The 13,296-nt window shown below is 71.5% G+C and carries 13 protein-coding genes; 8 read left to right on the top strand and 5 right to left on the bottom strand.

All coding sequences use genetic code 11. The features are described 5' to 3' along the window. Positions 1-2: 2 nt before the first annotated feature. From ACTMMA_RS04885 to arfB, 6 genes are read left to right on the top strand one after another with little or no spacing between them, the layout of a single operon-like run. A complete protein-coding gene (locus tag ACTMMA_RS04885; protein WP_441188976.1) occupies positions 3-1,181 on the top strand; it encodes an ABC transporter permease in 1,179 nt (392 codons plus the stop codon). Further along, positions 1,178-2,326, top strand: coding sequence for an ABC transporter permease (locus tag ACTMMA_RS04880; RefSeq protein ID WP_441188975.1), 1,149 nt, complete (start codon positions 1,178-1,180; stop codon positions 2,324-2,326). Before ACTMMA_RS04885 ends, ACTMMA_RS04880 begins: the two co-directional genes overlap by 4 nt. A 19-nt stretch (positions 2,327-2,345) precedes the next feature. Next, entirely contained in the window at positions 2,346-2,618 is a 273-nt protein-coding gene (locus ACTMMA_RS04875) for a class I SAM-dependent methyltransferase (RefSeq protein ID WP_441188974.1), read from the top strand. A 3-nt stretch (positions 2,619-2,621) separates the two neighbouring features. Continuing rightward, a complete protein-coding gene (locus tag ACTMMA_RS04870) occupies positions 2,622-2,978 on the top strand; it encodes a hypothetical protein (RefSeq protein ID WP_441188973.1) in 357 nt (118 codons plus the stop codon). A 9-nt stretch (positions 2,979-2,987) separates the two neighbouring features. Further along, a complete protein-coding gene (locus tag ACTMMA_RS04865) occupies positions 2,988-3,197 on the top strand; it encodes a hypothetical protein (RefSeq protein ID WP_441188972.1) in 210 nt (69 codons plus the stop codon). Further along, on the top strand, positions 3,194-3,643 hold the full coding sequence (gene arfB, locus ACTMMA_RS04860; RefSeq protein ID WP_441188971.1) for an alternative ribosome rescue aminoacyl-tRNA hydrolase ArfB: 450 nt from the start codon (positions 3,194-3,196) through the stop codon (positions 3,641-3,643). Before ACTMMA_RS04865 ends, arfB begins: the two co-directional genes overlap by 4 nt. A gap of 146 nt (positions 3,644-3,789) precedes the next feature. Here the strand turns inward: arfB and ACTMMA_RS04855 are convergent, their stop codons facing one another. Then, positions 3,790-3,861: a CstA-like transporter-associated (seleno)protein gene (locus tag ACTMMA_RS04855; RefSeq protein ID WP_441189086.1), complete on the bottom strand. Its 72-nt coding sequence runs from the start codon at positions 3,859-3,861 to the stop codon at positions 3,790-3,792. Between the two features lie 88 nt (positions 3,862-3,949). On the opposite strand from ACTMMA_RS04855, the gene ACTMMA_RS04850 reads away from it, so the two are divergent. Further along, positions 3,950-4,903 carry a hypothetical protein gene (locus tag ACTMMA_RS04850; RefSeq protein ID WP_441188970.1) on the top strand — a complete coding sequence of 318 codons (954 nt, stop codon included), beginning with the start codon at positions 3,950-3,952 and terminating at the stop codon, positions 4,901-4,903. A 223-nt stretch (positions 4,904-5,126) separates the two neighbouring features. On the opposite strand, the gene ACTMMA_RS04845 is transcribed toward ACTMMA_RS04850, so the two are convergent. The 4 genes from ACTMMA_RS04845 to rfbB form a co-directional block, all read right to left on the bottom strand. Next, complete coding sequence (locus ACTMMA_RS04845) at positions 5,127-7,223, bottom strand: ABC transporter ATP-binding protein (protein ID WP_441188969.1); 2,097 nt, start codon at positions 7,221-7,223, stop codon at positions 5,127-5,129. Then, entirely contained in the window at positions 7,220-8,959 is a 1,740-nt protein-coding gene (locus ACTMMA_RS04840; protein ID WP_441188968.1) for an ABC transporter ATP-binding protein, read from the bottom strand. Before ACTMMA_RS04840 ends, ACTMMA_RS04845 begins: the two co-directional genes overlap by 4 nt. 184 nt (positions 8,960-9,143) lie before the next feature. Further along, positions 9,144-10,655 (bottom strand): sugar nucleotide-binding protein, encoded by a 1,512-nt coding sequence (locus ACTMMA_RS04835; protein WP_441188967.1) that lies wholly within the window; start codon positions 10,653-10,655, stop codon positions 9,144-9,146. Continuing rightward, positions 10,655-11,665 carry a dTDP-glucose 4,6-dehydratase gene (gene rfbB / locus ACTMMA_RS04830; RefSeq protein ID WP_441188965.1) on the bottom strand — a complete coding sequence of 337 codons (1,011 nt, stop codon included), beginning with the start codon at positions 11,663-11,665 and terminating at the stop codon, positions 10,655-10,657. Before rfbB ends, ACTMMA_RS04835 begins: the two co-directional genes overlap by 1 nt. A gap of 56 nt (positions 11,666-11,721) precedes the next feature. Here rfbB and ACTMMA_RS04825 point away from each other — a divergent pair, with 56 nt between their 5' ends. After that, positions 11,722-13,251, top strand: coding sequence for an amidase family protein (locus tag ACTMMA_RS04825; RefSeq protein WP_441188964.1), 1,530 nt, complete (start codon positions 11,722-11,724; stop codon positions 13,249-13,251). Positions 13,252-13,296 lie beyond the last annotated feature (45 nt).

Below are 13,296 nucleotides of genomic sequence, written 5' to 3'. Positions count from 1 at the left end.
CCATGCGCTCCTTCCTGACACTGGTCCTGCACGACCTGCGCCAGCACGTCACCGACAAGGCGGTGCTGCTCTTCGCGCTGGTCATCCCGGCGGTCCTCTCGGCCGTCTTCAACTTCGCCTTCTCCGGCCTGACCGACGTCGAGCTCGATCCCACCACCGTCGCGATCTCGGTCCCCGAGGGCGATGGCGCCGGGCAGGCCCTGCGTGGCGCCCTCAACGGCATGGCCGACGGGGGCGAGGTGCCGGTCACCGTGCGCGAGGTCGGTCCCGACGAGGTCGCCGGCCTGGTCGACTCCGGCGAGGCCGGGGTCGGAGTGGTCGTCCCGGAGGGCTTCACCGAGGCGCTGCGTGCCGGGGAGGGCGCGGTCGTGGACGTCTCCCAGGGCGAGGACGTGGGCCTGACCGGCGACATCGTCGCCGGGGTGGTCAGCTCGGTGCTGACCCGGCTCGACACCGACGCCGCGACCGTCGCGGGTGCCGCCGGGGCGGGCCTGGACCAGGCCGTGATCGGAGCGCTGGCCCAGCAGGTCCAGCAGGCTCAGCCCCAGGTCGCGACGACGGTGAGCGAGGTGACCGGGGAGCAGCTGTCCCTGGCCGCCGGGATCGTGGCCGGCCAGGCGGGCATGTTCCTCTTCTTCACCGTCGGCTTCGCCCTGCTCAACCTGCTCACCGAGCGGGAGTGGGGCACGCTGCCGAGGCTGCGGACGATGCCGCTGCCGGGCTGGATGGTGCCGGCGGCCAAGGGTGTCGTGGGGATCGTCCTGGGCGTGGTGTCGACCACCGTGCTGCTCGCCTCCGGCCAGCTGCTCTTCGACGGCGTCGACTTCGGCAACTGGGGCGTGGTCATGCTGCTCATCCTGGCCACGGTGACCGCCGCGACCTCGGTGATGGCGATCATCCTGCGCGTCGCGCGCACCTCCGAGCAGGCCAGCCTGGCCATGTCGGTCATCGCCATCTCGCTCGGCGTGGCGGGCGGCACCTTCTTCCGCGTGCCCACCGAGGGCTGGGTGGGCGCCGTGCTCCAGCTCAACCCGATCGCGGCGCTGGGCCGTGGGCTGGGCATCACCTCCGGCGGTGGCGGCCTGGTCGAGATCGCGCCCGTGCTGGGCGTCCTCGTCGGTTTCACCGTGGTCACCCTCGTGCTCGCCCGGGTCATGCCGGGCAGGAAGGACGCGCTGTGAGACCCGTCCTCTCGCTGGCCTGGCTGGAGCTCAAGCGCTTCCTCGCCGACCGTTTCAACCTCTTCTTCGTCTTCGTCCTCCCGCTCATCCTCGTCGTCGTCCTCGGCCTGCAGGCCCAGGGGCAGGGTGAGGCGCGGATCGCGCTCACCGGCAGCGGCCCGTCCACCACCGCCCTGGCCGAGCGGCTGGAGGGCGCCGACATCGTGGCGAACAGGTATGACGATCGCTCGGCCGTCGACCGGGAGGTCGGCTCGGGCGGTGCGGAGCTGGGGGTGGTCGTGCCCGACCAGCCTGCTGACAGCGGCGCGCTCGAGATCGAGCTGCTGGCCGTCGATGGCGCGCCGCACCCGGTGCTGGAGCCGATCGTGCAGACCGCGGCCCAGGAGGTCGTCCTCGCAAACGGGCATGCAGCCGCCCTGGCAGAGGCCGGGGTCGAGCCCGCGACCGCCGAGCAGGTCGTCACGACCGGCCCGGACGGCTGGACCCGCGCCGAGGTGCAGGTCGAGGAGGGTGACCCGGTCATCCAGGAGCTCTCGGCGATGGGCCGCTTCGACATCGGGGCGGCCGGGCAGCTGCTCGTCTTCGTCTTCCTCAACACCCTCACCGCGGCAGCGGCCACGATCCAGTCGCGGCGGACCGGAGCGCTGCGCCGCGTGATGGCCGCCCCCATCACCAGCGGTCAGGCGATCACCGGCCTGGCCCTGGGCCGGTTCGTCAACGCCCTCTTCCAGGGCGGCTACATCATGGCGGCCAGCAGCCTGCTCTTCGGCGTGGACTGGGGCAACATCTGGGCGGCCCTGGCCGTGCTCGCGGTCTTCGGGCTCGTGGCCGCCGGGCTGGCGCTGCTGCTCGGCGTACTCATGGACGGCGAAGGTCCCGCGAGCGGCATCGCCGTCGGCGGCGGCCTGATCCTGGCGGCGCTGGGCGGCTGCATGGTGCCGCTGGAGTTCTTCTCCGACACGATGCGCACGGTCGCGCACTTCACCCCGCACGCCTGGGCCTACGAGGCGATCGCGGAGGTGCAGCGCCGCGGCGCGGGCGTGGCCGAGATCCTGCCGCAGCTCGGCGTGCTGGCCGCGATGGCGGCGGTCGTGCTGCTGCTCGGCGCCTTCTTCCTGCGCCGCAGCCTCGAGCGCACTATGTGACCGCTGCCAGGATGGCGCCATGAGCACCGGCCGCTTCGACACCCACCGTGAGGAGTGGCGCGCCTACACCGCGACCCCCTGGGGACGGATCCGGTATGCCGTGCTCCGTCACCTCCTCGCCACCCACCTCGGGAGCGTGTCGGAGGGAGCGCCGCCCCTGAGCGTGCTGGACGTCGGTGGGGCCGACGGGCTGGACGCGCTCGCGGTCGCCGAGCTCGGCCACGACGTCATGGTCCTGGACCCCGCGCCCGAGCTGCTTGCCGCGGCCGTGCGCCCCGGCGGGGTGGTGTAGGTGGTGCTGCCCAATCCCGACCACCGGGTGCTGACGAGCTTCCTGCGCGAAGGGCCCGCCGCAGCGCTGGCCGAGCTGGTGGCACCGACCGCGCCGACGGTGACCTTCGGCACCCGGATGCGCAAGATCCCGCTGCCGGAGCTGCTGGAGGCGGTCGGGACGGCCGGGCTGGAGGTCGTCGACATCTTCGGAGGGCGGATCCTAGGGGACCTGATGCTCGACAACGGGCCCAAGTCCGACCCGGGCTCCTACGCCGACTGGGAGCGGCTGGAGCTGGAACTGTCCCGGCGCGAGCCCTACCGGCGGCTCGGGCAGTTCTACGGCGTCGTGGCACGGCGCCCCGAACAGCTCCCGGAGTAGTCTGCCGCCATGTCGCCCCGCCTCACCTCCGCCCTGACGCACGTCGGCGTCTTCGCCGTGGCGTGGATCCTCTACCGGCGGGTGCTCGACCTGACGCCGCTGGGCCGGCACGAGCCCTGGAGCGAGGTGCTGCTGGCCGCGCTGGGGCTGGGCGTGATCCTGGGCCTGGTGGACTACTTCGTGCTGTGGCCGCGGAGGCAGCGGAACGACCGGTCGTGAGCGGTGACCTGCGGGTGCCTCCCGGCCCCGGTGTGCCGCGCGGTCTGCTCGTGCCCGCCGCCGAGCTCCTGGAGCGCTTCTCGAGGGCGTCCGGGCCGGGCGGTCAGGGGGTCAACACCACGGACTCGCGGGTGCAGCTGTCCCTGGACCTGGCCACCACCAGCGGGCTGACCGACGCGCAGCGGGAGCGGGTCCTGCGCTGGCTGGCCGACCGCCTCGTCGGCACCGTCATCACCATCGACGCGGCCGAGCACCGCTCCCAGCGTCGCAACCGCGCCGCAGCCCGCGAGCGCCTCGCAGACCTGCTCCGCGCGGCCCTGGCCCCGCCACCGCCGCCCCGCCGGCCGACCCGCCCCACGAAGGGATCGCAGCGCCGGCGTCTCGATGCCAAGCGGCAACGTTCGGAGCTCAAGGCCCACCGCGCCCGCCCCCATCCCGGCGACTGATCGGCGCTGCCACCATCCCCGGCGACCGATCGGTCGGACCGGGGGCCGCCAGAGACCCATGGAGCAGCCCCTACGGGTTTGCTCGCCAGGAGCGAGCAAACCCGTAGGGGCCGAAGAGGACCTGTCCGCGGGCGCTACCCCCGTCGTCAGCAGCAGCGGGCGTTGGGGTTCTTGTCCTGGGCGTCGGTCTTGTCCCGCCAGAAGTCCTTCTTGCACATCTCGTCTCACCTTTTTTCCGTCGCCGTCCGGGCGGCTACGGTGGACGGGTCCGCCGGGGCGGCGGGCACCTGACGGGAGGGAACCCACATGCACCGCACCGCACGTTTCCGCACGCTCGCCATGGCCGGCGCGCTCAGCCTCGCCCTGACCGCCTGCGGCGGCGACACCGAGGAGCCCACGACTCCTGCCACCGAAGCCTCGACCGCGGACGACCGGCTCGCGCCTCCGGACCAGGACGCCGAGCAGAACACGCAGGACGCGGGGTCTGCCACGGGGGATGACACGAGCGACGACGCCTCTGCCGGCGCAGGAGCCGGGGATAGCGCGAGCACCGAGGACGCGGACGCCGCGACCGGCGACGACTCGGGCGATGGCGGCACCGTGGCCGGCGACGTCCCGCCCCTGGAAGAGGTGTGGCCGCAGGTCATGGACAACGTGGAGAGCGCCGAGTCCGTCGACGTGACCATGGGGGGTGTCATGGATGGCGAGGAGCTGGAGGTGACGCTGCGCGGCCAGCTCGACGACTCCAACTACGAGGCCAATGTCGTCATGGCCCAGGGTGAGGTGAGCATCGTCAAGGCCGACGGGTCCCACTTCGTCCAGGGTGACGAGACCTTCTGGGCGGAGGCGGGTGGGCCGGGCACCGAGTCCCTGGCCGGGACCTGGGTGCAGATCCCCGAGGACATGGGCTTCGCCGACGCGTTCTCGATGGCCTCGCTGTGGGAGGACTTCATCTCAGAGATCCCCCGGAGCACCAGCGACCTGCAGACTTACTCTGCTGTCCTGACCGACCTGGATGGCGAGCCCGCCTACCACTACTCGATCTCCACCGAGGACGCCGAGATCTGGGTGGCCGCCGAGGGCGAGCCCTACCTGCTCAAGGTCGAGCTGGGCGACTCGGCCAGCAACGGCGCCGAGCAGCTCCGTATCGAGGCCAAGGACTGGGACGCGGTCGAGGCGATCGAGGCGCCCGAGGACGCCACCCCGATCGAGGAGGTCCTCCCCGGCGCGGGTGGCTCCGGTGGTGACGGCGGCCGCTGAGCCGACTGGACCATCTGCCCGACTTCATGCGGGGTAGCCCACTAGACGCCGGTTATAACCGGCGTCTAGGTCCAAAAGCCGCATGAAGTCGGGTGGATGGACGCACTCGGGCAGCCCGCGGGAGGTCGGGGGAAAGGGTGCGCTCGGGCTGCCCGCAGGAAGTCGGGCGACCGGCGCGCCGACCACTCTCCGACCGCGTCCACCTCGACCGTGGGTGGAGCGACTAGTCGCCGACCGCGTCCACCTGCACGGCGGCGCCGCTGAACTGCGCGTCGTGCAGCCGGCGGTAGGCCCCGTCGGCCTCGATGAGCACGTCGTGCGCGCTCAGCGCCCGCCCGTCCGGGCCGACGGTGCTGCGGCCCTGCTCGACGATGCGCCCGTCCTCCATCACCAGGATCACGTCGGCGTCGCGGATCGTCGAGAGCCGGTGGGCGATGACGAAGCTGGTGCGGTCGGCCCGCAGCCGGGCCATCGCTTCCTGCACCAGCAGCTCGGTGCGGGTGTCGACCGATGAGGTCGCCTCGTCCAGGATCAGCAGCGAGGGCTGGGACACGAAGGCCCGCGCGATCGTGATCAGCTGCTTCTCGCCGACCGAGACGCTGGAGCCCTCGTCGTCGAGCACGGTGTCGTAGCCGTCGGGCAGGTGCTGGACGAACCGGTCGACATAGGCCGCCTCGGCCGCCGCCTGCACCTCCTCGGCGGTCGCGCCCGGCCGGCCGTAGGCGATGTTGTCCCGGATCGTGCCCTCGAAGAGCCACGCGTCCTGCAGCACCATCCCGATCCGGGAGCGCAGGTCGTGGCGCGTCATCGTGGTGATGTCGCGCCCGTCCAGGGTGATCCGCCCGCCGTCCAGCTCGTAGAAGCGCATGATCAGGTTGACCAGCGTCGTCTTGCCGGCGCCCGTCGGGCCGACGATCGCCACCGTCTGGCCCGGCTCGGCGACCAGGTCGAGGTCCTCGATCAGCGGCTCGGGCCCGTAGGAGAAGTCGACGTCCCTGAACTCGATCCGACCCCGTGAGGCCTCCACCGGCGCGGCGTCGGCCGGGTCCGGGCTCTGCGCCGGGGCGTCGAGCAGCTCGAAGACCCGCTCTGCCGAGGCGACGCCCGACTGGAGCAGGTTGGCCATCGAGGCGACCTGGGTGACCGGCTGGGTGAACTGGCGGGAGTACTGGATGAAGGCCTGCACCGACCCCAGCGACAGCGTGCCGGTGGCCACCCGCAGCCCACCGACGACGGCGACGAGGACATAGCCGAGGTTCCCGATGAAGAACATCGCCGGCATGATCACGCCGCTGATGAACTGCGCCCGCCAGGTCACGTCGTAGAGCTGCTCGTTCGTCTCCCGCATCGCCGCCGAGATCTCCTCGCGACGGCCGAAGACGGTCACCAGCTCGTGCCCGGTGAAGGCCTCCTCGACCTGCCCGTTGAGCGTCCCGGTGTGCTTCCACTGGGCCTTGAACAGCTTCTGGCTGCGCTTGGCGATGAGGATCGTGACGATGACCGACACCGGGATGGTCGCCACCGCGATGAGGGTCAGCAGCGGCGAGATCCACAGCATCATGGCCAGGATCGCCAGCACCGTGACCAGCGCGTTGAGCAGCTGCCCGAGCGTCTGCTGCAAGGACTGCTGCAGGTTGTCCAGGTCGTTGGTCACCCGCGACAGCGTCTCCCCGCGCGGCTGCTTGTCGAAATAGCTCAGCGGCAGCCGGTGCAGGTGGTCCTCGGCGTCCGAGCGCAGGTCACGCACCGTCCACATCGAGATGCGCATCACCAGCCGCATCGAGATCCACATGACCGCCGCGGACACCACATACAGGCCGATGACCTGCAGGATCACCCAGGCGAGGGCGTCGAAGTCGATCCCCTGCCCGGGCACGAGGTGCGGCGTCCCCTCGAGCATGTCGGCGAAGGTGTCGTTGCCCTGCGCCCGGATCGCCTCGGCCGCCTGCTCCACGCTGACCCCGGCCGGGATCCGCGAGCCGAGGAAGCCTGCGAAGACGATGTCGGTCGCCCGCCCCAGCACCTTGGGCCCGAGCGTGCTCAGCACCACGCCGGTGATGGTCAGCAGCACGCTGAGCGCGATGAGCCCGCGGTAGGGCGACAGCCGCCCCAGCAGCCGCTTGGCCGACCCGGCGAAGTCCGAGGGCTTGGCGACCGGCTGGCCGAAGCCGTGCCCGCCCCCGCCCGGTCCGCGGCGGGGCGGCGGGGCCTGGGTCTCCTCGCCCTCGTCCTGCTGCGCACCGTCGCCCACCGCACCGTCGCCCACCGGAGCCTCGCTCTTCACGTCCTCCACCGGCCGGTCCTTCTCGTGCTCGCTCATGCCGACGCCTCCGCGTGCTCCTGGGAGCGGGCGATCTCGGCATATTCCTGGCAGCTGTCGAGCAGCTCCTCGTGCCGGCCGATGCCCACGACGCGTCCCTCGTCGATGACGACGATCTGCTCGGCATCGACGATCGTCGAGATCCGTTGGGCGACGACGATCACCGTCGATTCCTCGGTATGCGGTTTCAGCGCGGCTCGCAGCCGCGCGTCCGTGGCCAGGTCGAGCGCCGAGAAGCTGTCGTCGAAGAGGTAGATCGTCGGACGGGCGACGAGGGCGCGGGCGATGCAGAGCCGCTGCCGCTGGCCGCCGGAGACGTTGGTGCCGCCCTGGGCGATCGGGTGGTCGAGCGGGTTCTCCTCGGGGAAGGCCCGGACGAAGTCCTCCGCCTGGGCCACGCGCAGCGCCTCCCACAGCTCATCGTCGGTGGCGTCGGGGTTGCCGAAGCGCAGGTTGGTCGCGACGGTGCCGGAGAAGAGATAGGGGCGCTGGGGCACGATCCCGACGCGGGACCACAGGTCGGCGGGGGCGAGGTCGCGCACGTCGACGCCGTCGATGAGGATCTGGCCGTCGCTGACGTCCGCGAGGCGGGGCAGCAGCCGCAGCAGCGTGGTCTTGCCCGAGCCGGTGCCGCCGACGATCGCGGTGGTCGTGCCGGGGCGGGCGGTGAAGGAGACGTCGTGCAGGACGGGCACCTCGGCACCGGGATAGCTGAAGTCGACGTCCTTGAGCTCGACGACCCCGTGCAGCTCGCCCGGGCGGTGCGGGGCGGTGGGCTCCTCGACACTGGTGGAGGTCTCCAGGACCTCGCCGATGCGCTCGGCCGAGACCGACGCCCGCGGGATCATGGTGGCCACCATCGTGGCCATCATGATCGACATGAGGATCTGGATGAGATAGCTGATGTAGGCCGTCAGCGCCCCGACCTCCATCGCCCCCGAGTCCACGCGCTGGGCGCCGAACCAGATGACCCCGACGCTGGAGAGGTTCATGATCAGCATGACGAAGGGGAACATCAGCGCCATCAGGTCACCGACCTGCAGGCCGATCCCGGTCAGGGCGTGGTTGGTGGTGCGGAAGCGCTCGGTCTCCTCCGGCTCGCGCGTGAAGGCGCGCACGACGCGGATACCGGTGATCTGCTCGCGCAGGATCCGGTTGACCGAGTCGAGCTCCTTCTGCTGGGCGCGGAAGAGCGGCACCATGCGGCGGATGATCAGCGCCATCCCGCCGAGCAGGACGACCACGGCGACCGCGATCAGCCAGGACAGGCCCACGTCCTGACGCATCGCCATGATGACCCCGCCGATGCCGGTGATGGGGGCGGCGACCAGCATCACGAGCACCATGAAGGTCAGCTGCTGCAGCTGCTGCACGTCGTTGGTGTTGCGGGTGATCAGGGTCGGCGCCCCGAACTGCCCCAGCTCGCGCGAGGAGAAGCTCAGCACCCGGTCGAAGACCCCCGCCCGCAGGTCCTTGCCCACGCCCATCGAGGTCCTGGCCGCGCCCCAGGTGGCGGCGACCTGCGCGACCGCCTGCACGGCGCTGACGGCCAGCATGACCGCGCCCGTCCGCCAGATGTAGTCCGTGTCGCCCCGGGCGATGCCGAAGTCGATGATGTCGGCGTTCAGCGAGGGCAGCCACAGGCTGGCCAGCGTCGCCACGAGCTGGAGCACCAGCACGAGCGCCACCAGCCCGAGGTAGGGCCGCAGCTGGCGGCGCAGGAGTCGGGTGAGCACCTGCTCATTGTGCGCCCTCCCACCGACAATCCGATCCCTCACCGCCGACCGACCCGGCGCTTCGCCCTATGGACCGGTCCTGCAGGCCTGGTCCTGCACTATTCGCGCTATGGCCCTAAAGGTGCAGGACCAGAAACGCAGGACAGATGCGCGCTTTCCCCGGACGCCCACGGGGCAGGAGCGATCAGGCCCCTGACACCTCGTCCAGACGATCCAGATACGCCGCCAGCCGCTCAAGGTGGTCTCCCGGCCGATAGCCGGTCGCCTCGATCTTGGCCAGGTCGAGGACCGACCCCGCCGGGCGCGGCGACACCGGCCCGCTCGCCCCGGCGCTGTACGCCTCTGTCGTGGTGTCGCTGACGTCCTGGGGGTCACGTCCGAAGTGGGCGAAGACGGCCCGTGCGATCTGCGCCCAGGTCTGCGGCTGGCCGCTGCCGGTCACGTTGTAGGTCCCGTAGGGCGCACGCCCCGTCCGCGCCCCCTCCGGCCCGGCCCCTTCCGGCCCAGACCCCCGTCCCAGCCCGAGCAGGTGCACCGTCGCACGGGCGAGCTCGTCGGTGAACGTCAACCGTCCCACCTGGTCGGCCACCACCGACGGGCTCACCCCCCGGTCGGCCAGCGACGCCATGGTCCGCACGAAGTTCTTGCCCTCGCCGACCACCCACGACGTGCGCAGCAGATAGTGGCGCGGCACGACCGAGACCGCGAGGTCACCGGCCGCCTTGGACTGCCCGTAGACCCCCAGCGGAGCCAGGGCCGCACCCTCGCCGGAGCCCCCACTCCTGTCCTGCTCCCCGTCGAAGACGTAGTCGCTGGAGTAGTGCACCAGCGTGAACCCGTGCTCCACCGCCGCCCGCGCCAGCGCCGCGACACCGCTCGCGTTGACCGCCCACGCCGTCCGCCGCCCCTCGGGGGTCTCGGCCGCATCGACCGCGGTGAACGCCGCCGCGTTGATGACCGTCCCCACCCCGGACCAGTCGAAGCCCGACACCGCCGCGGCATCGCCCAGGTCGAGCTCGTCCCGCCCCACCAGGCGCGCCCCCGGCGACACCTCCGCGAGCACCTCAGCCAGCGCCAGCCCCAGCTGCCCACCAGCGCCGAGCACGACCACCTGCGCCGGCGCCATCGGCACCACCTCGTCCAGCCGCGGATGCCCCAGGTCCTTCTCGGAGACCACGGCCTCCTCCATCGGGATCGGCCACGGCACCGCCACGGTCTCGTCGGCCAGGTTGAGCATCGTGTAGGTCGCCGTCGGGCTCCAGTGGTCGTTGACCAGGTAGGAGTAGACGACGTCCTCGCTCAGCGCCTGATACGAGTTGCCGACCCCGCGCGGCACGAACACCGCGGTGTGCTCGTCCAGCTCCTCGTGGTGCACCGCCCCGAACGTCGGCCCCTCGCGCAGGTCGACCCACGCCGCGAACACCCGCCCGTGCACCACCGAGACGAACTTGTCCCACGGCTCGGCATGGATCCCCCGCGTCACCCCCACCGCCGCGTTGTAGGACACCGAGTGCTGCACCGGCCCCAGGTCCGGCAGCCCGGCGGCGACCATCTTGGCCCGCTGCCAGTTCTCCTTGAACCAGCCGCGCGAATCCCCGTGCACCACCAGGTCCACGACCAGCAGCCCGGGGATGGCGGTCTCCCGCACGGCTACCTGGGTATGCGGCCGCTCACCTCCCGCACGCCCCTCACCCATCACTGCCCCTGGGCCGCGTAGGCCGCCTCGACGGCCGCCTTCTTGGGGGCCCACCAGTCCTGGTGCGTCCGGTACCACTCGATCGTCCGCTCCAGGCCCTCCTCGAACGACCCGTACGCCGGCCTCCAGCCCAGCTCGGTCCGCAGCTTGGTCGAGTCGATCGCATAGCGCAGGTCGTGTCCGGGCCGGTCGTTGACGTGGTCGAAGTCGTCCGGGGCGTGGCCCATCGCCTCCAGGATCAACCGCACGACCTCCAGGTTGGACTTCTCCCCGTCCGCGCCGATCAGGTACGTCTGCCCGATCCGGCCCTTCTCCAGGATCGTCCACACCGCCGAGGAGTGGTCGTCGGCATGGATCCAGTCGCGCACGTTCTGACCCGACCCGTAGAGCTTGACCCGCCCACCGGAGAGCAGGTTGGTGATCTGCCGCGGGATGAACTTCTCCACGTGCTGCCACGGCCCGTAGTTGTTGGAGCAGTTCGACAACGTCGCCGCGACCCCGAACGAGCGCACCCACGCCCGCACCAGATGGTCCGCCCCCGCCTTCGACGCCGAGTACGGCGACGACGGCGCATACGCAGTGGCCTCCGTGAACCGCTCCGGATCGTCCAGCTCCAGGTCCCCGTAGACCTCGTCCGTGGAGACATGGTGCATCCGCACCCCGTGCCGGCGCACCGCCTCCAGCAGCGTGAACGTCCCCACGATGTTGGTCTGCACGAACGGCGACGGATCGTTGAGGGAGTTGTCGTTGTGCGACTCGGCCGCGTAGTGCACCAGCGCATCACCCTCGCCGGACAGCCCCCCGACCAGCTCGTCGACCAGGGCCGCGTCGCAGATGTCACCCACGACCAGCTCGACCCGCTCCGGCGGCAGCCCCGCCAGCGCCTCCCGCGACGCCGCATAGGTCATCTTGTCCAGCACCGTCACGTGCACGTCCGTCTGCTCGACCAGGTAGTGCACGAAATTCGACCCGATGAACCCTGCTCCACCGGTCACCAGAAGCCTCCGCATGGCCACAACCCTAGCCAGCACCCCCGACGGCGCCCGCCCCCTGGGAGAGTGGGCGCATGCCGCATACCCTCCTCGCGCCCGAGGAAACCCCCACCGCCCTGGAGCTGACCGCCGCCCTCCGCCGCCGCGAGATCTCCGCGCGTGAGGCGCTAGACCAGCACCTTGCCCGCATCGACGCAGTGAACCCGCAGGTCAACGCCATCGTGACCGTCGTCGCCGACCAGGCCCACGCCCGCGCGCACGAGCTCGACGAGGCCGCCGTCCGTGCTGCCCGTGACGGCACCGACCTCCCGCTCCTGCACGGCCTGCCGATGACCCACAAGGACACCCACCTCACCCGCGGGATCCGCACGACGATGGGCTCCCCCCTGCTGCGCGACAACGTCCCCGCCCGCTCCGAGATCATCGTCGAGCGCCTCCAGCGGGCCGGCGTGGTGAGCACGGGCAAGAACAACGTGCCCGAGTTCGCGGCCGGCTCGCACACCTTCAACGAGGTCTTCGGGGTCACCCGCAACCCGCACGACCTCGCGCTCTCGGCCGGCGGCTCCTCCGGCGGCGCGGCGGTATCCCTCGCCACCGGCATCCAGACCCTCGCAGACGGCTCCGACATGGGCGGCAGCCTGCGCAACCCGGCGTCCTTCAACGGCGTGGTCGGGATGCGTCCCAGCGCCGGCGTCGTCCCGATGGGTCCCAACCCCAACCCCCGCGCCTGGCTGTCCGTCACCGGTCCGATGGCGCGCACGGTCGATGACATCATCCTCATGCTCGCGGCGGTCGCCGGCCCGCACCCGGACGTCCCGCTCCCGTGCCCCGTCGGCGACGTCGGCGCGCTCCTGACCGAGCCGGTCCGCGACGACCTCGACGGACTGCGGGTCGGATGGAGCACGGACCTCGGTCTGGACGTCCCGGTCGATCCTGGGCCCGCTTCCGCGGTGGAGGGTATGGCGCAGCTCCTCACCTCCCTCGGTGCCGCGGTGGAGCAGGACTGTCCCGACCTGCGGGGCGCCGACCGGGTCTTCGAGGTGCACCGGGCCCTGGACATGGCGCTGTCGCTGCGGGACCTGGTGCGCGACCACCGCCACGACGGCACCGTCAAGGTGGAGGTGCTGTGGAATGTCGACCGCGGCCTCCAGCTCACCGGTGCCGACGTCGTCGACGCCACGGTGGCCCGCGCTCGGCTCGACGCCAAGGTGGCGCGGTGGTTCGGGCGCTTCGACGTGCTGGTGGTGCCGGTCTCCCAGGTGCTGCCCTTCCCCGTCGAGGAGCGCTGGCCGCGGACCCTGGCGGGGCAGGAGATGAGGACCTACGTGGAGTGGATGCGCTCGTGCTCGCTCATCTCCGCGACCGGCTGCCCCGCCATCTCCGTCCCCGCTGGAGCCGTCCCCGCCATCTCCGTCCCCGCTGGAGCCGTCCCGGCCAACTCCGTCCCGGCTGGCTCCGTCCCCGTCGGCGCCGACGCCGCCACCGGCCTCCCCGTGGGCGTCCAGCTCGTCGCCGCCCCCGGTCGCGACCTCGATCTTCTCCGAGTGGCGCGTGTGGTTGATCGTTACCAGAACGTTATTCCCAGGTTGCGCACAGCGACATAGGCTGCAAGAGGCCGCGGCTTCTGCCGTGGACCTCGTTGCGAATTC

Source organism: Ornithinimicrobium panacihumi (assembly GCF_052073805.1).
Lineage (GTDB): Bacteria > Actinomycetota > Actinomycetes > Actinomycetales > Dermatophilaceae > Ornithinicoccus > Ornithinicoccus panacihumi.
The sequence above is the reverse complement of the archived record's forward strand: the minus strand, read 5'-3'. Positions and strand labels throughout refer to the sequence as shown.